Origin of the sequence: Rossellomorea vietnamensis (assembly GCF_025398035.1) — a bacterium.
In the GTDB taxonomy this organism is placed as follows: Bacteria; Bacillota; Bacilli; order Bacillales; family Bacillaceae_B; genus Rossellomorea; species Rossellomorea vietnamensis_B.
The window spans coordinates 4,155,651-4,178,204 of sequence record NZ_CP104558.1 but is presented as its reverse complement, the minus strand read 5'-3'; the positions used below and the strand labels follow the sequence as shown (position 1 = coordinate 4,178,204).

The window sequence follows — 22,554 nt, the reverse complement described above, 5'->3', positions numbered from 1 at the left end:
CCCTGATTCAACAGGGTCTCTCAGCTTGTAGACAAAGTCTAAGAATTAGACCAAGTCTACAAGCTTTTTTTGTATAATAGAAAGGAATAAAGCTTTTGTGGGGGATAAAAATGTTATCAAAACACACTAAAGAAGGAAGAAATCAAATTGAAATGGTTGCGCTAGATGAACTTGTTCCTGAGGATCATCTAGTTAGGAAAGTTGAACAAGCGATTGATTTTGAATTTATTTATGACTTAGTAGAAGATAAATATTGTTTAGACAATGGGCGGCCTGGTATTGATCCCGTTGTTCTCATTAAAATGGTCTTTACCCAATACCTCTTTGGCATACGCTCCATGCGTCAAACCATCAAAGAAATCGAAACCAACGTTGCTTATCGATGGTTTATTGGGTATTCGTTCAAAGAGAAAATCCCTCACTTTTCAACCTTCGGTAAAAACTACGTTAGGCGCTTCCACGATACGGATCTCTTTGAACAAATTTTCTACCGCATTTTGAAAGAAGCGATGACCAAAGGATTGGTGGATCCATCCGTTGCGTTTATAGATTCTACTCATGTAAAAGCGAATGCGAATAAGAAGAAATTCGAAAAGAAAATAGCCCGAGTCGAAACTAGAACGTATCAGGATCAGCTGGATAAAGAGATCAACATTGACCGAGAGGAACACGGAAAAAAGCCCTTCCCCCCACAGAATAAAGAAGAGTCAAAAGAAATAAAGGTCAGCACGACAGACCCTGAAAGTGGGTATTACGTAAAAGATGAGCGCGAAAAGCTGTTTGCGTATTCTTTTCATACGGCAAGCGACTCCCGGGGTTTTATCTTAGGATCTCTTGTCACGGGAGGAAATGTTCACGATAGTCGGATGTTGGACAAGCTCGTCACTCAAGTCACGGATAAAGTCGGTAAGCCCAGTTCTGTCGCTGTTGATGCAGGATATAAAACACCCCACATCGCTAAATTCCTCATGGACCAAGAAATCAGACCCGTTATGCCTTATACACGGCCGAGAACGAAAGACGGATATCTTAGGAAATACGAATACGTTTACGATGAATATTTTGACTCCTATCTTTGTCCCGAAGGACAAATTTTACCTTACCGTACTACCACAAGAGACGGGTACAAACAATACGCTTCAAATCCTTTGGAATGTAAAGACTGTCCTCTGTTAGAACGTTGTACACAAAGTAAGAATCACACCAAGATGATTCATCGACATGTGTGGCAGGATTACATAGATGAAGTAGAACATTTGAGACATACAGAACTTAATAAAACTCTATATGCGAAACGCAAAGAAACGATCGAACGGGTCTTTGCGGACGCAAAAGAAAAGCATGGCATGCGTTGGACGACCTTAAGAGGTCTTAAAAAAGTTTCAATGCAGGCGATGCTTACATTCGCTGCCATGAATCTTAAGAAGTTGGCAAACTGGACATGGCGAGGGCCATGTCCAGCCTAGAAACAGGAGAAAAATCTTTTAAAATATCAGAAAACCCCACCTTCGGTTAAAGTGAAGGTGGGGTTTGTCTACAGTCTGAGAGACCCTGATTCAACAGGGTCTCTTTCACTGCAATCAATCAAACGTAATCTTCGCCACAGTGTCGCTGTCGAGCTTCTTGATCACTTCTGTAATCAATTTAACAGCGTTCTCGTAATCATCACGATGCAACATCGCTGCATGTGAGTGGATATAACGTGTCGCAATGGTGATGGATAAGGCAGGAACTCCATTGGCTGTCAAATGGATCGCACCTGAATCCGTTCCTCCACCTGCGATAGCGTCAAATTGATACGGGATGTTATGCTCATCCGCTGTATTCGTCACAAAGTCGCGCAGTCCCTTGTGGGAAACCATGGACGCATCATATAAAATGATCTGTGGACCTTCACCCATCTTACTTGACGCTTCCTTATCAGACACTCCAGGTGTATCCCCTGCGATTCCAACATCCACACCGAAGCCGATATCAGGCTGAATTTTGGCAGCAGCCGTTCTCGCGCCACGCAGGCCGACCTCTTCCTGTACAGTACCGACTCCATATACGACGTTCGGGTGACTCGCATCCTTCAGATTTCTTAGTACATCGATGGCAATCGCACATCCGATGCGGTTATCCCATGCTTTCGCCAGTAGCATCTTCTCGTTGTTCATTACCGTGAATTCGAAGTGAGGGACTACCATATCTCCCGGTTTCATTCCCCATTCCAGTACTTCTTCACGGCTTGAGGCACCGATATCAATGAACATATCTTTGATGTCCACCGGTTTTTTGCGTGCTTCCGGAGGCAGGATATGCGGCGGCTTGGAACCGATCACACCCGTCACTTCCCCTTGGCTCGTCACGATCGTCACACGTTGGGCAAGCATGACTTGAGACCACCAGCCTCCTACGGTTTGAAAGCGAAGGAACCCTTTGCTGTCGATCTGGGTGATCATGAATCCGACCTCATCAAGATGTCCCGCCACCATGATCTTAGGACCGTTTTCATCGCCCACTTTTTTCGCGATCAGGCTACCGAGGTTATCTGTCGTCACTTCATCTGCAAATGGCTCTATGTATTTTTTCATGACTTCCCGTACTTCTCTCTCATTACCCGGTACACCTTTGGCATCGGTTAAATCTTTGAGCATTGTCAATGTTTCATCTAATTTCGCCATTGTTTCGACCCCCTAAATATTGTTTTACCTTTTCATTATACTAAAACCTGTGCGATTCATCAAAATTTCCTGAATCTTCTTTACTATCATGGATTAATATCCTTCTTTTTGACGATTATAATTCACTTCATTTTTCTTCACATATGCATCGAACACTTCTTCATGGGTGAATCCGAGCAGTTCGCCAAGGTACACGTAGTGCCTGAATAACTCCTGGAAATGTTCAACGGAACGCTCTTCAGCAAAGTGGTTCGCATACTTGAACACTTCCATGAATTGCGTTGTCACATCTTCATTCGCATAATTCGTCTCCCCTATATCGAATTGTTGAATGCCGATTTCGATTCCCAGTGACAGGATGAAATGGACCCCGTCCACAAATTCTTCAAGGATTACATCCTTTGCTGACGAAGGTTTCGTACTCCAGAACTTGAAGCTTCTCGTTTCATTGGCCAGTTCCCCCACCTCAACCAGGAGGGCCAGGATTTTTTTGTCGATCAGATCTTCCTGTTCCAGGCCGTGTTCCTCTTCGATATGCTGATCAAGCTTTTTCTGCATGTCCAATAATGTTTCAATATTCATTGTGGTATCTCCCCTTCGATGCCTTTATTTCTTACACACCCTCTTAGTATGACAAATTTTTAAACAAATTTATAATAATATGAAACCTTTTTCTGATTTAACCGTAAATAATAGTGGAAGAAATATGCCTATGGAGGTAATGGTTATGCTTTGGCTTATTCGGTTAGTGCTTTTGATCCTTATTCTTTATCTTTTATACAGCAGCGTGAAATACATTATCAACCCAAAGCGAAAACTGGAGCTTGCCCAGGAGCAGAAACGTTTCTATTTTCTCGATGATCAGGAAAATGTCCGGAAGAATTTTCACATAACGTACAAGGGTGTACGATTTGAAGGGGAAAAATATCTCGGTGCAACCGAGAAGGCATTCGATGTAGTTTCCATATTCGTATGGACCAAAAATGTTTCCTCATTAAAGGGCCTTACCCGGGAGGATTTCGAATACCTCCAGAACGAAATCAAAGAAAGATACCCGAATGCCAAACTCGACTGGAAAAGTCCGATCCACGAATTCCTTCAAAAATCACAACAAAAAAACGACTAGCAGAGCTGGTCGTTTTTCATTTTTATTTACCTGGGAAAAACTCTCTCCATTGAATGACTCTGACTTTTTCTCTCAGGAGGTAAAATAGGACGATGAGTGCGATGAAGATCATGACGAGAATGGGCGGGGAAAATTGTTTGATGTATTGGCCGAACACTGTATAGAAAAACGCCAGGGGAATATTGGAAAGGACGGAGGCGCGTACGAAGGGCTTGAGCTCCTTCTTCCGCTCGAGCAGGCAAAGATTCAAGAGCTGGTAATGGACAAAGGGAATCAGCCTGAGAACCGCAATCTGACCCGTGGTGAGGGTGGCATTCCGTCCGAACCACTTTTCTTTCAGCCTCAGGAGTTTTTCATAAAACGATTTGAAACTTTTGATGACAAAATAAAAAGTGACAGATAAGAGCGTTAATCCGATCAACGAATACAGAGTGCCGAAGAGACTTCCGAACAGAACCCCTCCCGCCATACAGACAAGGGCGACGGGGATGAACAGAAACTGCCTCAGGATATGAAATAAGATAAACAGAACAGGAGCCATATATCCGCTTGCCTCCATCAGGGCGAATGCAGCAACCAACCGTTCGTCCATGGCTTATGCGACCTCCTTCTGCTATTCTAAGCTGTTTCTACAAACCCTCTTTATATAGTATGTATAAGAGACGGGTTAAAGAATGAAAACTTTGACGTCACAGATTCGCGTTCAGCCAGATGAACAGCACACAGTGGACGATGACAAGCAATGGGAAGCCGATGGCAAACGCTTTGTGCTTCGTTTTATGCCTGAACACCTTCATCCCCATATACGCTCCGACACTGCCTCCCACAATGGCGACCTGCCACAGCACCCGCTCGCTGATGCGGTATTCATGCCGCTCTGCTTTCCGTTTATCTCTCCCCATGACCGTAAAGCCGATGATATTGATGATGACGGCATATAGATATAAGATCGCTGTTAATGCATCCATGATTTCTACCTGCTTTCTATAGTGATTGATATAAGAAAGGACCGGCCAGGGGCCAGTCCTTTTTGTCTGCTGACTCAGTCAGCAATATATTATTTGTTTAGTTGAGCTTTAGCAGCGTCAGCTAATTGGTTGAATGCTTTTTCGTCAGAAATCGCAAGCTCAGCAAGCATTTTGCGGTTTACTTCGATACCAGCAAGTTTCAATCCGTGCATTAAACGGCTGTAAGAAAGACCGTTCATACGTGCAGCCGCATTGATACGTGTGATCCATAGTTTACGGAAATCACGTTTCTTTTGGCGACGGTCACGATAAGCATACATGTATGATTTCATGACTTGTTGATTTGCTACTTTATATAAAGTATGTTTTGAACCGAAATAACCTTTGGCTAATTTAAGAACTTTTTTACGACGTCTGCGTGTTACTGTTCCGCCTTTTACGCGTGGCATAATAATTCCCTCCTGTTTCTAATACTTCTTATTTTAGGTTGTCAAGCATATGACGAATGCGTTTGAAATCTCCTTTAGAGACAACAGCCGCTTTACGTAGCTTACGCTTTGCTTTAGTAGATTTGTTTGCGAATAAGTGGCTTGTGTAAGCGTGTGAACGTTTAAGTTTACCAGAACCTGTTTTCTTGAAACGCTTAGCTGAGCCGCGGTGAGTTTTCATTTTTGGCATGATGCTTTTCCTCCTCGGGTCCTTTATTTTTCGTTGACTGGTGCAAGCACCAAGAACATACTGCGACCATCCATTTTCGGTTTTGATTCAACGGTTGCTACATCTTTACACTCATCACTGAAGCGATCCAGAACACGTTGACCAATTTCTTTGTGCGTAATCGCACGACCTTTAAATCGGATTGACGCTTTAACTTTGTCTCCTTTTTCAAGGAACTTACGAGCGTTACGAAGCTTGGTGTTGAAATCATGCTCATCAATCGTCGGGCTTAGACGCACCTCTTTAAGATTGATGATCTTCTGATTCTTACGTGCTTCTTTTTCTTTCTTCTGTTGTTCAAATTTAAACTTACCGTAGTCCATGATACGAGCAACGGGTGGTTTTGCATTTGGAGCAACAAGAACAAGATCAAGGTTTACACGTTCAGCAATTTCAAGAGCTTCATTCTTGGATTTGATTCCAAGTTGCTCACCGTTTTGATCGATAAGACGTACTTCACGGGCACGAATCGTTTCGTTTAAGATCATGTCTTTGCTAATAATTAGCCACCTCCAAGGTTTATTAAAAGAATACACGGCTTTGGCCGACGCACCCGCTTCCTTTTTCCATGTCCAGGACACAAAAAAAGATGCGAGTGTCGAAACACCCGCACCTGATTATTAAGCATATATAAATGGCTTTAATAGTCAATCACATACCTGGTAACAGCTTTAACGCGTTATTCAGGTGAGAAGCGGGTAGCTCCTACTTGTACCAAACTGTATTCAATTCACCTTAGATACTATATCACATGACAATACCGCTGTCAAATAATCATTTAATATCACAACGTATTTCATAATATCAGACATCTAAGGAGAGTGCAACAGTTTTTTGAAATTAATTGGGGAGGGACGGACCTCCAACAGAAACATTATGGTAAACCACAATGACCATTTGGAGGTCCGTCCCTCTTCAGATTTTAACGATTCGCTTCTTTTGTGATGTGACCGATGAATGCGTCAAGGGAAATCGTTTCTGATTTCTGCTCTCCGTATTTGCGGACGTTGACGGACGCTTCCTTGATTTCATTGTCTCCCACGACGAGCATGTAAGGAACTTTGCTCATCTGTGATTCGCGGATCTTATAGCCGATTTTTTCATTACGGTCATCGATCTCTACACGAAGCCCTTCAGCCTGAAGCTTTTCTTTCACTTCTTTCGCGTAGTCGAAGTGGACATCCGGAGAAACCGGGATCACCTGAACCTGCGTTGGAGCAAGCCATGTCGGGAATGCACCTTTGTATTCCTCGATCAGGAAGGCAACGAATCGTTCCATAGTGGATACGACTCCACGGTGGATCACGACAGGACGGTGCTGTTTGCCGTCTTCACCTACGTATGTTAAGTCAAAGCGCTCTGGAAGTAAGAAGTCCAGTTGAACAGTGGAAAGTGTTTCTTCCTTACCAAGAGCCGTTTTCACCTGAACGTCCAGTTTAGGGCCGTAGAATGCCGCTTCCCCTTCTGCTTCGAAGTATTCGACATCCAGTTCATCCATCGCTTCCTTGATCATGCCTTGCGCACGGTTCCACATTTCATCGTCATCGAAGTACTTCTCTGTATCTTCAGGATCACGATACGAAAGACGGAATGAATAGTCTTTCAGATCAAAGTCCTTGTATACTTCCTGAACAAGGCGTACGACGCGCTTGAATTCTTCCTTGATTTGATCAGGACGAACGAAGATATGGGCATCATTCAGAGTCATCCCGCGGACACGCTGAAGTCCAGACAGTGCACCTGACAATTCATAACGGTGCATCGTACCAAGCTCGGCGATACGGATGGGAAGCTCACGGTAGCTGTGGATGCCGTTTTTGTAAATCATCATATGATGCGGACAGTTCATCGGGCGAAGGACAAGATCTTCATTGTCCATTTCCATGACCGGGAACATGTTTTCCTGATAGTGATCCCAGTGACCGCTTGTTTTGTACAATTCTACGCTTCCCATGATAGGAGTGTAAACGTGGTCGTAACCCAGACGCTCTTCTTTATCGACGATATAACGCTCGATGATGCGGCGGATCGTCGCACCTTTAGGAAGCCACATCGGCAAGCCCTGTCCCACTTTTTGTGAGTTCATGAACAGGTTCAGTTCTTTCCCGATCTTACGGTGGTCACGCTCTTTCGCTTCTTCTAAAAGGCGAAGATGCTCTTCAAGGTCTTCCTTCTTGAAGAAAGCCGTACCGTAAATCCGTTGAAGCATTTGATTATCACTGTTTCCACGCCAGTAGGCACCGGCAATGCTTAACAGCTTGAATTCCTTGATTTTATTCGTTGATGGGACGTGGACCCCACGGCAAAGGTCGAAGAATTCACCTTGCTCGTAAATGGAAACCTGCTCGCCTGCAGGAATGGCTTCAAGCAGTTCAAGCTTGTACTCGTCACCGATTTCTTCGTACATTTTCTGCGCTTCGTCTCGGCTGACTTCTTTACGTACGACTTCCAGGTTTTCACCTGTGATCTTCTTCATTTCCTTCTCGATCAACGGAAGATCTTCCGGAGTGAACGTGTGCTCCGAATCGATATCGTAGTAGAATCCGCCTTCGATGACCGGACCGATCCCCAGCTTCGTTTCAGGATATAAACGCTTGATGGCCTGTGCCATTAAATGGGCCGTACTGTGACGAAGGACTTCTAGGGCATCCGCTGAAGGAGCCGTCACGATTTCAATGGCTCCATCTTCCTGAATTCCTGTACGCAGGTCGATCATTTCACCATTTATTTTTCCAGCGAGCGCCTTCTTCTTCAGTCCCGGACTGATGGACGCAGCAATCTCTTCTGTTGTCGTACCCTTGGGAAACTCCTTGACATTTCCATCAGGGAACTGCATTTTCACTACTTCTGACATGTGATTTCACTCCTTGAAATATCTTTATAAAACATAAAAAACCCCGCCCCTTCACGTTTGAAGGGACGAGGTTAATAAATAAACTCGTGGTTCCACCCAACTTCTCACTGTCCTGGTGTAAAGACAATGACTTCATTGAAAAACGAATAACGACATTTAGCCGTCAATCATTACTGTGAACCGGATCAGGTTCCGTTCATGATCGAAGTTCCGAGGTGGTAAATATCACTACCGAATTAGGAAGCTTGCAGCCAAATGACTTCCCTCTCTGTGAATGAATAGGAATATTGTTGTCCTCATCATAACCTTTATTTATTGACTTATTATGTAGGTATTATAATCGGTTATGTTTTGAAAAGCAAGCCTATTCATTCGCAATATCCCACGAAGGATAAAGAAGTGTATCGGGAAAATAACTCAACGGCAGGAGATCAATCCGTTCTTCAAAAATATTCTGCAGCGTCCGGATCAATTGATGATCCCCATTTCCATAAACGTGTATCTTCTCAGGGGCAAGGGATAATAAAGGGGCAATGGTGAATGAATCCACATATAAGGGGTGATTGGTAAGCAGCCGTTTATCGATCGCCTTCGTCAGCTCCTGCCGTGTCACTTCTTTCATGTCCTCATCAAAGAAACGAAATCCATATCCCGTCGAGTAAAGATGGACCGTGCGCATTTTCTGCTCCCTTGAAGAGAGATATTCCCGCAGCATATGAACGAACATCTGATATTCCTGCTCCATCTTATATTCGTCTATGGCGATATCCAGTATCAGTAAGAGCCTCTCCTGAAGCTTTTTCAACCTGAACTTGCTGAACGAGTCGAATGAGATGGGGGCCTTCCCTTCCATCAGTAGCTCCAGGCTCTCCCGGACATATTCAGCCCCGTCCCATTCGCCGATCAGCTCCATCAATTCCGGACGCTCCCCCATCCTCATCTCTGACACGATTTCTAATATTTGATTGATTTCATCACTATCTTCATACAAATAATTTTCTCTCAAGGCTGATTCGGACCAGTCCATGCATTTATCATTCATGACGAATTTGGAAACCCCGTTGAAAAGCTTTTCCCGCTCCTTGAAGAAGGGGGAGACCTCTATCGTCAGATTATAGTGAGTTGTATGTTGAAAGAGCGTTTCATGAAACCATGATTGGATGAACTCTTTATTGAGGTATTCTTGAAGCTTTATCGCATCCTTTTTTTGCTTAAAAATAAATTCAATCAAACTTTCTCGCCTCCTTAAACCCAATTCCCTGATTTATATATATGGGAGGCTTGTATAAATTAGAAGTTGATGAGGGAAATTCTTTTGGGTGATCAAAAAAAGGAAAGGGAACCGCATACGCGACTCCCTTTCCTACAAACTATTCCCTTCGATTCCGCCCGTCGATCAACACAGGCTTGGATAAATATTTAATCCGCTCCATGATCCGCGCAGCCTTCAGTTTTTCTTCTTCCCCGCGCTGACTGTACGTCAAATGATGGGTCAGCTCGTTGAAATTGAAGTTGGAGGTGAAGAATGTCGGCAGGTTTTCAAGCATCCTGTACTGGAGGATCGTACCGAGGATTTCATCCCTACCCCAACTGGACATGGTTTCCGCTCCGATATCATCAAGCATGAGGATCGGTGCCGATTTTACCATCTCAAGCTTTTCATTCACCGTATTATCACCGAGTGAAGACTTGATTTCCCTGAAGAACTCAGGAACATATACAATCAAAGATCCGATCTTTTTCTCAGCAAGTTCATTGGCCATGGCGCCTAACAGATAGGACTTGCCCACTCCAAACTTCCCGTAAAAATAGAGGCCTTTCATTTTCGTCCCTTCTGTATACGTCTCTACGAAATTCTTCGCAAGGCGCACCGCTTCGAGACGGCTCTTCGAATCAAGATCGAGGGTTTGGAAGGAAGCTTGTAAAATATCCTTCGGGACATACAAGCTTTTGATCAGTCGCTGAGCACTCGTTCTTTCATCATGGATGACTTTCCGCGGGCAGCGATGATAATCGATGTCGATGGTATTCCCTCTGATCACCAGATGAGGATCATATCCTTCCATCATATTCTTGCATTCCTGCAAAGAAGGACAGTACCGGCATTCCTTGCTTTGAGAGATGTATTCATACAGCTTCATCAGGCTTTCGTTGACCATTTCGCCTGTTACCCGTCCTTCATTCCTGCGGATAAAATCTTTTACATCATTATTTTCTAAGATCTCTTTTTTCATTTGTTCATATCGCTGTTGAAATGACCCGGAAGTCGCCAGCCTTTTTAAGGTGTTATTGATTTTCTCCATCGTTTTGTTCACCTACTTCCGAAAATTTTTAAGCTCTTCTTCAAGTTTTTTCTTTTCTGCTTCGAAGTCGTATCCTTCTGCAGTGGTATCGGATTCTTCCGCCGTTCCATCTTCCTTGAACCAGTCCGGAAGCTTCTCGGTGCGGATCGGCTTTCTCCGCCTGTTCGATTTCGTTTCCTTTTTACCTTCAGCCCATTCGAGATACTGCTTATGTTCACTTTTCGCGAGTATCATCGCCTCACTTGCCGACGTCACCTTTTTCCTGGACCAATGGGAAGCGATCTTCTCCATATATCCTTTCGTCAGCTTCATGTCTGTTTTTAACAGCACATATTGGATCAGTACATTCATCACGCCAATCGGCAACTTTTGGGACATGAGCACTTCCTCAACGGCTTGAAGATCAGCCTTGGAAGGAGACCCGCCGTTCGAGATGTCCGATAACACATCCTTCGGGGAGGTGGTTTCCAGATAGTCGATGAGCTCTTCCTCCTGGGAAAGCGGTTGATCCCGCTCTACAGCTTTCTTCGTTTCCACTCTCGTCGTCAAATCAGGCAGTTGATCACCCGTCTGCATACCATACCAGTCCCGGGCCGTTTTACGGAGCATTTCGATATCGATCGTATCATCCGCATCCAGGGAGCTTAGGACGATATTCTTCATCTGAAGAGGATCGATTCCGTACAGATAGCTCAGCTTCAATACTGTTTCCTTCACTTTCGGGGTAAAGGCTTTGCGCGGGACCATGGATTCCGATAACCCGGCCAGCAGCAGCTGAAAATCAAAATCGATTTCATCCAGGGCAAGTCCATCATTCTTGCCGTATTTCATATATTGTTCACCTGACCCGGTTTCCGAATCCACATTCGCATCATGGTGAAGGAAATTAATCGGTTCAGACGTGAAGACATCCTGGAAAGATCGGGTAATGTCTGAGTACTGATTTTTATCAGCTGACGCATCCGTGAAAAATTTCTTCAGACGCAAATAATGGGTCCGGCCGATCTTACGGTACAAATACACATTCAGCATGCCATCATGAAAGAATTCCTGAGGGGAAAGGGGCGGCTGCAGTTCATATAGAAAACGGCGGTCTTCATCATCCCTTTTTTCATACACCTTCAGCAAACCGATTCCCTCGAGCTTCATCCTTGCTTCGTAGACGTCCTGAAGATTGACGGACAGGACGTTCATCAAATGATAATGGGTGGAATCCGTCGACCAGAGCCGGTTCTCTTCCACTTCCCCCCATAGACTCATGTAGAGGCTGTAGCAAACGGTACCGATCAGAGGCTGGTACAGAAACGTAATGATTTTCCGGTCATATTCCTGAAGCATCCCATGTGTCCCTACGGTGTAGTGATCAATTGGCTGTATTTCATTCCAATGCTTCTTCATCATAGTTGGATTCTACCTTTCAATAAATAAAGAGAAAAGAGCCAAAGAATTCCATCTTCAGCTCATTCTTCTACTCTTTTTTTATTAATTCTTTTAATTCGTCTATAAATACATTAATATCCTTAAATTGTCGATATACGGATGCAAAACGGACATATGCCACTTCATCAACTTTCGCAAGGTGATCCATGACCATCTCACCGATCTTCACAGATTCTACTTCGGAGGCACCTTGATTCCGCAGGTCCTTTTCGATATCTGTTGAGATCTTCTCTAATCTTTCAAGAGGTACCGGGCGCTTCTCACAGGCCTTGATCAATCCCCTCAAAATCTTTTCTCGACTAAACTCTTCTCTTACCCCTTCTTTTTTCACCACAATTAAAGGAAGCTCTTCAACCTTCTCAAAGGTCGTGAAGCGAAATGTACATTCTTCACATTCTCTTCTTCTCCTGATAGAGCGTCCTTCATCAGCAGGTCGTGAGTCCACCACTCTGGTACCATTATGCTGGCAAGACGGGCATTTCATAATATCAGCTCCGTTATTACATACTATTACCTTCATCATATAAAAAAGCTGCAACTTACACAAGCTTCTATAGGATTTACCGTTATTTCACTTTTTTCAATTCGCCATCAAGCTGGTGATAATAATGGTTGATTTGCGCTTTTAAAACGGTATATGTACCAAAAATCTTCCCTTTATCCGCACTGACCTTAAAATCGACTGCCGTTTCAAGCGGCCGAACCGTGATGACCGTGGCAACGATAAATAATTGAGGCGTTCCGTTTTTTCGGACCGTGATTTCCCCTCTGTCCTTGGACTGGGAGATCACCTCATATTCTGACGACGAGAATAATCCCAGCACGGCATTAAATGCACCTTGATGCATGGATTTATAATAGCGTGATTGCAGTTCCTTATCTTCATGCTGATCGGACGTTTCACACTCCGATTGAAATCGCTTTAACAGGGTACGTATTCCACTCATATCAAGTTCCTCCCTTTAGTTACCCTTATTTTACACGAAAAGGCACGATTGAAAAACCCATAAGTGCACGTACGAACGCGGGCATAAAAAAAGAGATGCATGAATCACGCATCTCTTCTGAGTTATTATCGATTAAAGGGCTTGAGCCTGGGACTTCTTCACTTGTACAGGACCCATTCCACGTGGCAATTCAATCGTTTCACGTGTGTCAGCACCAAGAGCATCTGCAATATATTCAGCTGCGATATTAGGATCTAAATCACCGCAAGTATATACATCAATACTGGCATAACCATGTTCAGGAAAACTGTGGATCGTTAAGTGTGATTCAGAAATGATCACGACTCCACTCACACCTTGAGGAGCAAATTTATGAAAAGCCACCTCACGCACTTCTGCACCTGACTTAAGCGCAGCATCTACGAATGTTTTCTCAATTCCTACTACATCGTTTAATTTTTCAAAATCGCAACCCCATAATTCAGAGATTACATGACGTCCCATTGTTTCCATTTTGTATTTCCCCCTTTGACATGATTTTTTTCGTCAAAATGAACGAATCCTTTGGCAAAATCTTAACTACCACGGGGGAAAGTTAGTCCGAAGAGGTCCTAACCCTTTAAGTAGTTAAATCAGTATTCATTTGCTAATAAGAAGTTCACGAAAAATAGTATACTTTGTTTAAAACTCTTTTGCAATAAATTTTTATAAAGTTTTTTAGATGGGTAGGTAATCGTTTGATTTGGCTATAACGTTAAACCTTGACCGTTCCTTTCCGCTGCAGGCACTCGCTTTCCTCGGGGCTGGCGGTGAGCCTCCTCGGCTGCGCCTGCGGGGTCTCACCTGTCCAGCTATTCCCGAAGGAGTCGAGTGCCTTCCGCTCCTATCCACTCTGTGGTATACACTAGCTTAAGGTTTTTACATATAGAGGAAATAAACTTTTACAAACAGACTTTACACGATAGCATCTACATCCCTTCACTTCTAGAAAACTTCCCCTGCCCATTTATAAAAAAAGGATAAAAAGAAAAGAACGCACCTGAAAAAGGTACGTTCTAGGGTTTTGCTTTATGATTTATGTTGGTTCTTTCAAACGTTGACTTCTTGTTTGGCGTTCATTTTGGTGGCGACGAATTTGGCCAGGTCGACGACGCGGCATGAGTAGCCCCATTCGTTGTCGTACCAGGCAAGGACTTTCACTTTACGACTGCCCATGACCATTGTGGACAAGCCATCGATGATCGCAGAATGTGGGTTTGTATTAAAATCGATTGAGACAAGTGGTTCTGTTGTATATTCCAAGACTCCGTGCAGGGAACCAAGGGATGCCGTGACGAATGCTTCGTTGATTTCATCAACGGTTACGTCCCTTTTCACATCCACGACCAGGTCCACTAATGAAACGTTCGGAGTCGGAACTCGCAGCGCCATGCCATGAAGCTTCCCGTTTAGTTGAGGAAGCACTAGTGATAATGCTTTCGCAGCACCTGTTGTCGTCGGGATGATCGATTGGCCGCATGCTCTTGCTCTTCTAAGATCTTTATGTGGATTATCAATATTCTTTTGATCATTCGTGTAAGCATGCACCGTCGTCATGAGACCGTTTTCAATTCCAAACTGCTCATCCAGCACTTTCGCTACAGGAGCCAGACAGTTCGTCGTGCAGGAAGCATTGGAGATGACGCTGTGTTCTTCTATATTTAATGCGCTTTCATTTACGCCCATCACAATGGTAACGTCTTCATTTTTACCCGGGGCCGTCAGGATGACTTTTTTCGCTCCCGCTTCCAAGTGAAGGCTCGCTTTGTCTTTTGAATTAAATTTTCCCGTCGCTTCAATGACGATATCGATGTTCAGCTCATTCCATGGTAATGCTTTAGGATCACGATTGCTTAATAGTAGGACACGTTTTCCGTTGACGATGAGTGCATGATCTTCCACCACTACATCTGCCTGGAATGTACCATGATTTGTGTCATACTTTATTAAATGAGCTAACGTTTCAGCCGGGTAGCTTGCGTTAATGGCTACAACCTCTAAGTTTTCCTCTAATATTGCTTTTCTGAAAACCATTCTTCCAATACGTCCAAAACCATTGATTGCAATTTTCGCCTTCATAAATCCGGCTCCCCTCTATATTAATGTTATACTTATATGTTTATTTGCTAAAAATAGTATAACATATTTGGAGAATTAGTTAATAAGTATTTTGCGGATTTTTAATGTTTTATTATTCTGACAAATAGGCTTATTGTATGTATATTTTTGTGGTTTGGAATCATACTTGATTTGAAGGTTTTATTCACACATTCTCTCGGAGCATGTGCTGGTTGAGTTCCGCTCCAGGTTGCTCGCTTTCCGCGGGGCTGGCGATGAGCCTCCTCGGCTTCGCCTGTGGGGTCTCATCTGTCCAGCTTTTCCCGTCGGAGTCGAGCAACCTTCCGCTACACTCAACATGGGTATTATGTTATCCGAATAGTAAATGTCAGATCAGACCACCAAATGTTACTCTTAGACAAAATAAAAAACCGACAAGGGTTTTCTTGTCGGTCGTTTGTGTTGTTATGGTTGTAAGTCCCATTCTGTTAAGAGAGCCTCAAGTTGTTCTTTTGTCTCGCTTATGGTTCCGTTGTTGTCGATGACTGCGTCGGCGAGGTTGACTTTGTCCTTGAGTGGGAATTGGGATGCGATCCGTGCTTCTGCGTCTTGACGGTTTAGATGATTGCGTTCGATTAAGCGTGATAGTTGTGTTTCTTCGTTTACGTATATGACGAGGGTGCGTTCGACCATCCACGTGAGGTCGCTTTCGAAAAGCAAGGGAACATCCATGAATATGGTGTTCTTGCCGGACGCGATGGCTTCGTCTTTATGCTGGAGCATCATGCTCCTGACAGCAGGGTGCACGATGCTGTTCAGCACTTTTCTTTTTTCTTCAGAGTTAAAAATGATTCCACCGAGTTTTTCGCGATTGATGGTCGAATCGTTTTCGTGAAGGATATCTTCACCAAATTCTTCGACAATCGCCAGATAGGCAGGCTGACCCACCTCGACCACCATACGGGCTGCGAGGTCTGCGTCGATTATGGTATATCCTTTTTCATGTAACATGGTTGAGATTGTACTTTTACCACTTGCAATTCCACCTGTTAATCCTATAATTCGTGCCATGATCGTGTCCTTTCCAATACTCGCCGCGGCACTAGAACCTCAGGATCCCGATCAGGATGAGCAGAACGCCCGGAAGGAATGAAACGCGGTGAATCCAGCGCAGGTGAGAGAAGAATTCCCCCATCTTCAATCCGGAAAATAAGAACGCAAAGCTCATCGCAAAAATCGCCAGGGTTAGTAGTAGTGGCGAGAAATGTAATAACGCGGCACCGATCCCGGCACCGAAGGCATCCAGTGACAAGGCGATCCCAAGCATGAATGCCTCGATTCCGGTAATCGTACCTGATTTATCAAAGTCCGCCGTGAGCGGTCTTCTTAATATTTGAATCACTAAACCTATGGATTTAATTTCAAAATTGATCAATGTTTTTTCATGTGACAGTACCGTCTCTTTTTCCGGTCTGAAGAACTGGTAGAGAACGGCTGCGCCAATCACGACAAGGATCATTCCGCCGATTCTTCCCGCCCAGACCGGGGTGATGATGGACCCGATGGTTTGACCGAGTAACATCGCCAGCAATAAAGAGCTCGCTGAACAGATCGATATGATGCTGATTGATTTTGTAGGGATTTTCACTTTTCGCAATCCATAAGTTAAACCGGTGCTAAAACTATCGAGACTTACAGCGAACGCCAGCAGTAATAAGGAGATTGTTTCACTCATCTAATAGCCCTCCCGAAAATCATTACAATACTATATGGTAAGGGCTTATCAAATGTTAAACGTTCTTTTTACTGCTGGCAGCGGGGGCAGTAATGGGTCCCCCGCCCAGCCGACACTTTCTTCTCGATCGCTGTACCGCAGTTCCGGCACGGCTCTTCTTTTCTGCTGTAAACATAAAGGTTCTGTTGGAACATCCCCATCTGTCCCTGGGAATTCACGTAAGACCGGATTGTGCTTCCACCCATTTCCACTGCTTCTGTCAACGTGTGGATGATTTCTCGATGGAGCCGTTCAATTTCTTCCCGTGACAGGGACTTTGATTTCCGGTCGGGATGAATGCCTGCACGGAATAGAGCTTCATCCACATAGATGTTTCCAAGGCCCACCAACACCGTTTGATCCAATAAGGTGGCCTTCACGATTCTCTCCGTCCTGCCTAGCTTTTCAGCCAGATAGTCTGGGGTAAACTCCGACAGAAACGGCTCCGGCCCCAACTGGAGGAGGGGCAGGTGAAGGAGTTCTTCCCCCTTTTTAAAGAGATGCATCGTCCCAAACTTTCGGACATCACGGTATCTGAGTTCCGTTCCATCCGTAAAGTGGAAGATGACATGGGTGTGTTTTTCAATGGGATCCTCATGATCAGCCAGATTATATTTTCCTTCCATTCTCAAATGAGAAACGAGGGCAACATCGTCACAAGAGAAGATCAAGAACTTCCCTCTTCTTCTCATTTCATGAATTTCCTGGCCTCTCAAGCTATGGATGAATTCATCCGTTTCAGGTGGGTTCTTGATCATTTTTGGCCAAAAGACACTGACATCCTTTATTTTCTTCCCTGATACAAGGAGCTCCAATGTCCTTCTGACCGTTTCTACTTCAGGCAGCTCGGGCATGGTGCCACCTCCTTCTCAATAAAACTACTTCGCGTCGTACCATGTTTGTCCGTACGAGTAATCAACCTTTAATGGAACCTCGAGCTCCATTGCGTTTTCCATCACTTCAGGAACTATTTTCTTCAATGTTTCGATTTCATCCTCAGGGGCTTCGAAGATCAATTCATCATGCACCTGCAAGAGCATCCGTGTTTGAAGTTTCTCTTCCTTCAAACGGGCCGCCATGTCGATCATGGCTTTCTTGATGATATCTGCTGCACTTCCCTGGATTGGTGTGTTCATCGCAGTACGTTCCGCAAAGCTCCGCAAATTGAAATTACGGCTCGTAATTTCAGGAAGGTAACGGCGTCTGTTCATCAGCGTCGTCACATACCCCTTCTGTTTCGCATCCTGTACGATATCATCCATATATTCTTTCACGCCGGGGAAGCTTTCTAAATATTTCTTAATGAATTCCCCTGCTTCTTTTCGTGTTATATCAAGACTTTGTGACAGTCCGTAGTCACTGATTCCATAGACAATTCCGAAGTTAACGGCTTTCGCATGCCTTCTCATATTGGATGTGACCTCTTCCTTCTCCACTCCAAACACGTCCATGGCCGTTTTCGTATGGATGTCCATATCATTACGGAAGGCTTCCACCAATTTCTCATCCCCCGCTATATGGGCAAGCACCCGCAGTTCGATTTGTGAATAATCGGCAGCGAACATGACCCATCCCTTTTCAGAAGGAATGAACGCCTGACGGATCTTCCTGCCTTCTTCCAGGCGGATCGGAATGTTTTGAAGGTTCGGATCCGTTGAGCTCAGGCGGCCGGTTTGAGTGAGGGCCTGGTTGAACCGTGTATGGATCTTGCTGGAATCTTTATGAACCACCTTCAATAATCCTTCGAGATAAGTAGACTGGAGCTTTCCTAACTGACGGTAGTGTAGGATATGATCAATGATTTCATGCTTGGACTGCAGTTTTTCCAATACGTCTGCGGAAGTGGAGTAACCAGTCTTTGTTTTCTTCACAACCGGCAGCCCCAATTTTTCAAAAAGGATCACACCGAGCTGCTTAGGAGAATTGATATTGAAGTCCTCCCCTGCCAGTTCATGAATGTTCTTTTCCAATTCTTCCAGTCGGAGGGCAAGCTCTTCCTTCATGGTCATCAAACGATCCTGATCCACTTTCACACCGGTGAATTCCATCTCAGCCAGGATAAGGGCAAGAGGCAATTCTAGCTCCATGTATAATTCATAAAGATCATTTTCTTCAAGCTCTTTTATGCATGTTTCCTTCAAGTCTTGAAGGATGAATGCCTTTCTGGCCAGATGTTCGGATAATACTTCAGTGGCAGGGACCTTCTGCTTGGCCCCTTTTCCATACACCGCTTCGTCCGATTCGATGGATGGCTGACCATGACCTTTTGCGATTGAGGCGAAATCTTCACTCGATTCAGAAGGATTGATGATGTAAGACGCGAGCAGCAGATCGAACCCGATCCCTTTGATGTCAATCCCTTGTCGCTTCAAGGCAACGACGGTCTCTTTCGAGTTGTAGACGTTCTTCGACTTCGATCCGTCTTCTGCCCATTTTTTAAAAGCTTCTGATTTCAGTGCCGTTTCAAGGGTAAAGAAAATCGTCCCATTTTCGTTATGAAGGCTCATGCCGATCACTTCACCAAGATGATAATTCTCTTCAAGCATTTCGATGTATAGGGAGCTCTCACTTGTCAAGTGTTCGTCTGTAATGGTTTCCACCACTTCAAAGGAGATATCATCCAGCTCCTGGGGCTCTTCTTGAACGGATTCACCCATTTTCTCGAGAAGGGAGTTGAAGCCAAGGTCCCGGTACACTTCCTTCAGTTTCACTTCATCCCAGCCCTCGTAATTCAATTCCTCAACCGTGACTTCTATGGGAGCTTCCCTGAGGATCGTGGCCAGTTCTTTACTCATGATCGCCTGGTCTTTATTTTCTTCAAGCTTCTCTTTCAGTTTCTTTCCACTCACTTTGTCTATTGACTCCAGCAGCTTCTCAAGAGAATCGAATTCCTTCAGGAGCTTGATCGCCGTTTTCTCACCGACACCGGGTACACCAGGGATATTATCGGAGCTATCCCCCATCAACCCTTTCATATCAATGATCCGGTCAGGGGTGATCTCCCATTTTTCTTTGATGTGCTGAGGTGTATACACCTCGATATCCGTGATTCCTTTTCTTGTGATGCACACCGTCGTATCTTTGGAGCTCAGCTGGGTTAAATCCTTATCCCCTGAGTACACTTTCACTTCAAACCCGTCTGACTCTGCCTGCAGGGAGAGGGTCCCGATGATATCATCGGCTTCATAGTTTTCTTTTTCATACCGTTTGATTCCGTAAGCATCCAGCAGCTCCCGGATATAAGGGAATTGCTCGGACAATTCAGGCGGGGTCTTCTGCCTGCCTCCCTTGTATTCCGTGAATGTCTTATGACGGAACGTTGTTTTCCCCGCATCAAAGGCCACGAGGATATGAGACGGCTTTTCATCTTCGAGTATTTTCTGCAGCATGGTGGTAAAGCCGTAAACTGCGTTTGTATGTACACCCTTGTCGTTATTCAATAGTGGTAGGGCAAAGAATGCACGGTAAGCAATGCTGTTACCGTCAATCAGGACTAATTTTTTGGACATATAAGTACCTCCTGTAAAGGCTTCTGTTTCTATATATTCATTCTATCATGTTGGGGAATGAAAGGAAAAACGGGGACCTTATTTATGGAATGGGACTGTGATTCTTGACATTCCCCTCCTTATAAAAGAAAAAACTCTTCGAAAATGGATCATTCCATTTTTCAAAGAGTCCCTTCCTATTACTCCGTATACCCCATCAACAGCCTCGCATACGGCGAATCGGATGGTAAGATGATGACGGTTTTATCATCCACGGTCTTCTTATACGTTTCGAGTGTTTTATAGAGGTCATAGAAGCTCGGATCCTTCGAGAAGGATTTGTTGTAAATTTGTGCGGCTTCGGCTTCTCCTTCTGCCCGGATCACATTGGCATCGGCACCGGCTTTTGCAAGAAGCTCTTTCACTTCGCGATCGGTTTCAGCCGTCACCCGTTGTTTCTCGGCATCCCCCATGGACAGGTATTCCTGTGCTTTGGAGTCCCGTTCCGAGATCATACGGGTATAGACGGAGTTTTCATTCGCTTCAGGCAGGTCGGTGCGCTTCATGCGAACATCCTGAACGACGATTCCATAGTTATCCCGCTGCAAGAGTTCATTCACCTTGTCTGTTACTTTATCATTTAAGCTTCCCCTTGATGACTTCTCATCATTGATGATTTCATCATATTCCAATCGACCAAGCTCAGAGCGGACAACGGAATAGATGAATTCTTCCATCTTGGTCTCGGCATTGATCACCGTTCTGGCATTCTTGATCATCTTAAGGGGATCTTCAATGCGCCACACGGCATAATTGTCGATGAGCATCCGTTTTTTATCTTTCGTATTGATCTCTGCTTCTGTCACGTCATACGTCATTTGGTGCTTCGGTAAGGTAGTGACGGATTGGATGAACGGGATTTTATATTTCATACCCGGTTCCTTATCGATCCGTACCACTTCCCCAAATTGACGGACGACTTTGTATTCTCCTTCTTTGACAATGAAGAGACTAGTGAAGAGGAGAAGGATGACAGCGATGAGGATCACGAAAAAGATTCCTAATTTCGTATAACGCTTCCACTCGATCGGTTCTTTCTTCTTTGTATTGATATCAAATACGTTTTGATCACTCATTCTCATCACTTCCTTCCTGCTTCGCCGGAGGATTCTGATTCTCCATTTGACGGATAGGGAAGTATTTCAGGGTTTCTCCACTATCCTTCATAATATAAATTTCTGCATCCGGCAGGACATTTTCCAATGTTTCCAGCACGAGACGCTTTCTTGTAATTTCAGGATTTGATTTGTACTCATTATATAATTTATCAAATACCGCTACATCTCCACGTGCCTGCTCCACACGTGCAATTTTATCCCCTTTGGCCCTTGAGATGATGGCATCCTTTTCCCCTTTGGCTTCGTTGGTCCGCTGGTTTCGATATTTCTTGGCTTCATTGATTTTGGTATTCATCGTTTCCCTTGCATCCGTGACCGCCGTAAACGCCGAGCGGACCTCTGCATTCGGCAGCTCAACATCCTGCAGCTTCACTGCAAGAATGGAGATCCCAATATCATAATCATCGATCAACTCCGTCAATAAATCCCTTACATCTGCCTCGATTTCGGCTTTCCCGGACGTTAAGGCATCATCGATCAATGAGCTTCCGATAATACTCCTTAGTGAAGAAGAAGTCGCATCATACAGGATTTCTTTCGGCTTATCCGAGTTGAATAAATAGGCTTCAGGATCCGTGATTTTCCATTGCACCACAAGGTCGGCAAGCACAATGTATTCATCTCCCGTAATCATTTTTGTTTCTTTTGGAAAGTCCTTGATTTTCCCGTCTTTTTCTTCATATCCAAATTGAAGACTGAAGGTTTCTTTCGACAGCACTTCCACTGACTGCACCGGCCAAGGCATCTTGAAATGCAGTCCAGGCTCCACAACCGGTTCCCCTGCATCCCCGAACGTCAACACCAGTGCCTGTTCTGATTCGTCAACGGTATACCAGGATGTCAGTAGGACAACAATCAGGATAATGGCTGCGAGAACCATTCCTGCCAGAGTATAAACACGCTTCAAGCTCATATGCACCCTCCCTTTTCCATCTCTATATCTTATTTTCTGCTTACTAAGATATACGGACGTAAGACAAAAAGGTTTCAATAATA

The 22,554-nt window shown here is 44.4% G+C and carries 23 protein-coding genes and 1 other annotated feature; of the genes, 2 read left to right on the top strand and 21 right to left on the bottom strand.

Annotated elements, in window-relative coordinates; all coding sequences use genetic code 11:
• Positions 1 to 110: 110 nt before the first annotated feature.
• Positions 111 to 1,466 (top strand): IS1182 family transposase, encoded by a 1,356-nt coding sequence (locus N5C46_RS21445; protein WP_261748840.1) that lies wholly within the window; start codon positions 111 to 113, stop codon positions 1,464 to 1,466.
• Positions 1,467 to 1,580: 114 nt separating this feature from the next.
• Here the strand turns inward: N5C46_RS21445 and N5C46_RS21440 are convergent, their stop codons facing one another.
• Both N5C46_RS21440 and N5C46_RS21435 read right to left on the bottom strand, forming a co-directional pair.
• Positions 1,581 to 2,666 carry a M42 family metallopeptidase gene (locus N5C46_RS21440; RefSeq protein ID WP_261750174.1) on the bottom strand — a complete coding sequence of 362 codons (1,086 nt, stop codon included), beginning with the start codon at positions 2,664 to 2,666 and terminating at the stop codon, positions 1,581 to 1,583.
• A 93-nt stretch (positions 2,667 to 2,759) separates the two neighbouring features.
• A complete protein-coding gene (locus N5C46_RS21435) occupies positions 2,760 to 3,248 on the bottom strand; it encodes a dUTP diphosphatase (RefSeq protein ID WP_261750173.1) in 489 nt (162 codons plus the stop codon).
• 145 nt (positions 3,249 to 3,393) lie between these two features.
• Between N5C46_RS21435 and N5C46_RS21430 the strand changes: the two genes are divergently transcribed.
• On the top strand, positions 3,394 to 3,792 hold the full coding sequence (locus N5C46_RS21430) for a hypothetical protein (protein ID WP_061810909.1): 399 nt from the start codon (positions 3,394 to 3,396) through the stop codon (positions 3,790 to 3,792).
• A gap of 22 nt (positions 3,793 to 3,814) precedes the next feature.
• Here the strand turns inward: N5C46_RS21430 and N5C46_RS21425 are convergent, their stop codons facing one another.
• From N5C46_RS21425 to hflK, 19 genes are all read right to left on the bottom strand, one after another.
• Positions 3,815 to 4,384 carry a TVP38/TMEM64 family protein gene (locus tag N5C46_RS21425; protein WP_034757020.1) on the bottom strand — a complete coding sequence of 190 codons (570 nt, stop codon included), beginning with the start codon at positions 4,382 to 4,384 and terminating at the stop codon, positions 3,815 to 3,817.
• A gap of 97 nt (positions 4,385 to 4,481) precedes the next feature.
• Positions 4,482 to 4,760: a DUF1294 domain-containing protein gene (locus N5C46_RS21420; protein WP_261750172.1), complete on the bottom strand. Its 279-nt coding sequence runs from the start codon at positions 4,758 to 4,760 to the stop codon at positions 4,482 to 4,484.
• An 89-nt stretch (positions 4,761 to 4,849) separates the two neighbouring features.
• The gene (gene rplT, locus N5C46_RS21415; RefSeq protein WP_034757014.1) at positions 4,850 to 5,209 is read right to left on the bottom strand and encodes a 50S ribosomal protein L20; all 360 of its coding nucleotides are present in this window, start codon (positions 5,207 to 5,209) and stop codon (positions 4,850 to 4,852) included.
• 28 nt (positions 5,210 to 5,237) lie between these two features.
• Entirely contained in the window at positions 5,238 to 5,438 is a 201-nt protein-coding gene (gene rpmI / locus N5C46_RS21410; protein ID WP_032087387.1) for a 50S ribosomal protein L35, read from the bottom strand.
• Between the two features lie 23 nt (positions 5,439 to 5,461).
• A complete protein-coding gene (gene infC / locus N5C46_RS21405) occupies positions 5,462 to 5,965 on the bottom strand; it encodes a translation initiation factor IF-3 (RefSeq protein WP_034757009.1) in 504 nt (167 codons plus the stop codon).
• 89 nt (positions 5,966 to 6,054) lie between these two features.
• Positions 6,055 to 6,194 (bottom strand) — a sequence feature (ribosomal protein L20 leader region).
• Positions 6,195 to 6,399: 205 nt separating this feature from the next.
• Positions 6,400 to 8,331, bottom strand: coding sequence for a threonine--tRNA ligase (gene thrS / locus N5C46_RS21400; protein ID WP_261750171.1), 1,932 nt, complete (start codon positions 8,329 to 8,331; stop codon positions 6,400 to 6,402).
• 364 nt (positions 8,332 to 8,695) lie between these two features.
• Positions 8,696 to 9,562: a putative sporulation protein YtxC gene (gene ytxC, locus N5C46_RS21395; protein WP_261750170.1), complete on the bottom strand. Its 867-nt coding sequence runs from the start codon at positions 9,560 to 9,562 to the stop codon at positions 8,696 to 8,698.
• A gap of 139 nt (positions 9,563 to 9,701) precedes the next feature.
• Positions 9,702 to 10,634, bottom strand: a complete 933-nt coding sequence (dnaI, locus tag N5C46_RS21390; RefSeq protein ID WP_261750169.1) for a primosomal protein DnaI — start codon at positions 10,632 to 10,634, stop codon at positions 9,702 to 9,704.
• A gap of 12 nt (positions 10,635 to 10,646) precedes the next feature.
• On the bottom strand, positions 10,647 to 12,035 hold the full coding sequence (locus N5C46_RS21385) for a replication initiation and membrane attachment family protein (RefSeq protein ID WP_336275511.1): 1,389 nt from the start codon (positions 12,033 to 12,035) through the stop codon (positions 10,647 to 10,649).
• A gap of 67 nt (positions 12,036 to 12,102) precedes the next feature.
• Positions 12,103 to 12,558, bottom strand: coding sequence for a transcriptional regulator NrdR (gene nrdR / locus N5C46_RS21380; RefSeq protein ID WP_034757001.1), 456 nt, complete (start codon positions 12,556 to 12,558; stop codon positions 12,103 to 12,105).
• Positions 12,559 to 12,640: 82 nt separating this feature from the next.
• A complete protein-coding gene (locus N5C46_RS21375; RefSeq protein WP_051758182.1) occupies positions 12,641 to 13,021 on the bottom strand; it encodes a hypothetical protein in 381 nt (126 codons plus the stop codon).
• Positions 13,022 to 13,153: 132 nt separating this feature from the next.
• A complete protein-coding gene (gene speD / locus N5C46_RS21370) occupies positions 13,154 to 13,534 on the bottom strand; it encodes an adenosylmethionine decarboxylase (RefSeq protein WP_034756998.1) in 381 nt (126 codons plus the stop codon).
• A 576-nt stretch (positions 13,535 to 14,110) separates the two neighbouring features.
• Positions 14,111 to 15,139 (bottom strand): glyceraldehyde-3-phosphate dehydrogenase, encoded by a 1,029-nt coding sequence (locus N5C46_RS21365; RefSeq protein WP_034756995.1) that lies wholly within the window; start codon positions 15,137 to 15,139, stop codon positions 14,111 to 14,113.
• Positions 15,140 to 15,583: 444 nt separating this feature from the next.
• Entirely contained in the window at positions 15,584 to 16,189 is a 606-nt protein-coding gene (gene coaE / locus N5C46_RS21360; RefSeq protein ID WP_261750168.1) for a dephospho-CoA kinase, read from the bottom strand.
• 31 nt (positions 16,190 to 16,220) lie between these two features.
• Complete coding sequence (gene ytaF, locus N5C46_RS21355; RefSeq protein ID WP_034756989.1) at positions 16,221 to 16,853, bottom strand: sporulation membrane protein YtaF; 633 nt, start codon at positions 16,851 to 16,853, stop codon at positions 16,221 to 16,223.
• Between the two features lie 68 nt (positions 16,854 to 16,921).
• Positions 16,922 to 17,746, bottom strand: a complete 825-nt coding sequence (gene mutM, locus N5C46_RS21350; RefSeq protein WP_079532535.1) for a DNA-formamidopyrimidine glycosylase — start codon at positions 17,744 to 17,746, stop codon at positions 16,922 to 16,924.
• 24 nt (positions 17,747 to 17,770) lie between these two features.
• Entirely contained in the window at positions 17,771 to 20,401 is a 2,631-nt protein-coding gene (polA, locus tag N5C46_RS21345; protein ID WP_261750167.1) for a DNA polymerase I, read from the bottom strand.
• Positions 20,402 to 20,580: 179 nt separating this feature from the next.
• On the bottom strand, positions 20,581 to 21,516 hold the full coding sequence (gene hflC / locus N5C46_RS21340) for a protease modulator HflC (RefSeq protein ID WP_061811472.1): 936 nt from the start codon (positions 21,514 to 21,516) through the stop codon (positions 20,581 to 20,583).
• On the bottom strand, positions 21,509 to 22,471 hold the full coding sequence (hflK, locus tag N5C46_RS21335) for an FtsH protease activity modulator HflK (RefSeq protein WP_261750166.1): 963 nt from the start codon (positions 22,469 to 22,471) through the stop codon (positions 21,509 to 21,511). Before hflK ends, hflC begins: the two co-directional genes overlap by 8 nt.
• Positions 22,472 to 22,554: the final 83 nt, after the last annotated feature.

Bases quoted from the DNA above. Each gene is read 5' to 3' on its own strand.
- N5C46_RS21445 (WP_261748840.1), top strand. From the start codon at position 111: ATGTTATCAAAACACACTAAAGAAGGAAGAAATCAAATTGAAATGGTT.
- N5C46_RS21440 (WP_261750174.1), bottom strand. From the start codon at position 2,666: ATGGCGAAATTAGATGAAACATTGACAATGCTCAAAGATTTAACCGAT.
- N5C46_RS21435 (WP_261750173.1), bottom strand. From the start codon at position 3,248: ATGAATATTGAAACATTATTGGACATGCAGAAAAAGCTTGATCAGCAT.
- N5C46_RS21430 (WP_061810909.1), top strand. From the start codon at position 3,394: ATGCTTTGGCTTATTCGGTTAGTGCTTTTGATCCTTATTCTTTATCTT.
- N5C46_RS21425 (WP_034757020.1), bottom strand. From the start codon at position 4,384: ATGGACGAACGGTTGGTTGCTGCATTCGCCCTGATGGAGGCAAGCGGA.
- N5C46_RS21420 (WP_261750172.1), bottom strand. From the start codon at position 4,760: ATGGATGCATTAACAGCGATCTTATATCTATATGCCGTCATCATCAAT.
- rplT (WP_034757014.1), bottom strand. From the start codon at position 5,209: ATGCCACGCGTAAAAGGCGGAACAGTAACACGCAGACGTCGTAAAAAA.
- rpmI (WP_032087387.1), bottom strand. From the start codon at position 5,438: ATGCCAAAAATGAAAACTCACCGCGGCTCAGCTAAGCGTTTCAAGAAA.
- infC (WP_034757009.1), bottom strand. From the start codon at position 5,965: ATGATCTTAAACGAAACGATTCGTGCCCGTGAAGTACGTCTTATCGAT.
- thrS (WP_261750171.1), bottom strand. From the start codon at position 8,331: ATGTCAGAAGTAGTGAAAATGCAGTTCCCTGATGGAAATGTCAAGGAG.
- dnaI (WP_261750169.1), bottom strand. From the start codon at position 10,634: ATGGAGAAAATCAATAACACCTTAAAAAGGCTGGCGACTTCCGGGTCA.
- N5C46_RS21385 (WP_336275511.1), bottom strand. From the start codon at position 12,035: ATGATGAAGAAGCATTGGAATGAAATACAGCCAATTGATCACTACACC.
- nrdR (WP_034757001.1), bottom strand. From the start codon at position 12,558: ATGAAATGCCCGTCTTGCCAGCATAATGGTACCAGAGTGGTGGACTCA.
- N5C46_RS21375 (WP_051758182.1), bottom strand. From the start codon at position 13,021: ATGAGTGGAATACGTACCCTGTTAAAGCGATTTCAATCGGAGTGTGAA.
- speD (WP_034756998.1), bottom strand. From the start codon at position 13,534: ATGGAAACAATGGGACGTCATGTAATCTCTGAATTATGGGGTTGCGAT.
- N5C46_RS21365 (WP_034756995.1), bottom strand. From the start codon at position 15,139: ATGAAGGCGAAAATTGCAATCAATGGTTTTGGACGTATTGGAAGAATG.
- coaE (WP_261750168.1), bottom strand. From the start codon at position 16,189: ATGGCACGAATTATAGGATTAACAGGTGGAATTGCAAGTGGTAAAAGT.
- ytaF (WP_034756989.1), bottom strand. From the start codon at position 16,853: ATGAGTGAAACAATCTCCTTATTACTGCTGGCGTTCGCTGTAAGTCTC.
- mutM (WP_079532535.1), bottom strand. From the start codon at position 17,746: ATGCCCGAGCTGCCTGAAGTAGAAACGGTCAGAAGGACATTGGAGCTC.
- polA (WP_261750167.1), bottom strand. From the start codon at position 20,401: ATGTCCAAAAAATTAGTCCTGATTGACGGTAACAGCATTGCTTACCGT.
- hflC (WP_061811472.1), bottom strand. From the start codon at position 21,516: ATGAGTGATCAAAACGTATTTGATATCAATACAAAGAAGAAAGAACCG.
- hflK (WP_261750166.1), bottom strand. From the start codon at position 22,471: ATGAGCTTGAAGCGTGTTTATACTCTGGCAGGAATGGTTCTCGCAGCC.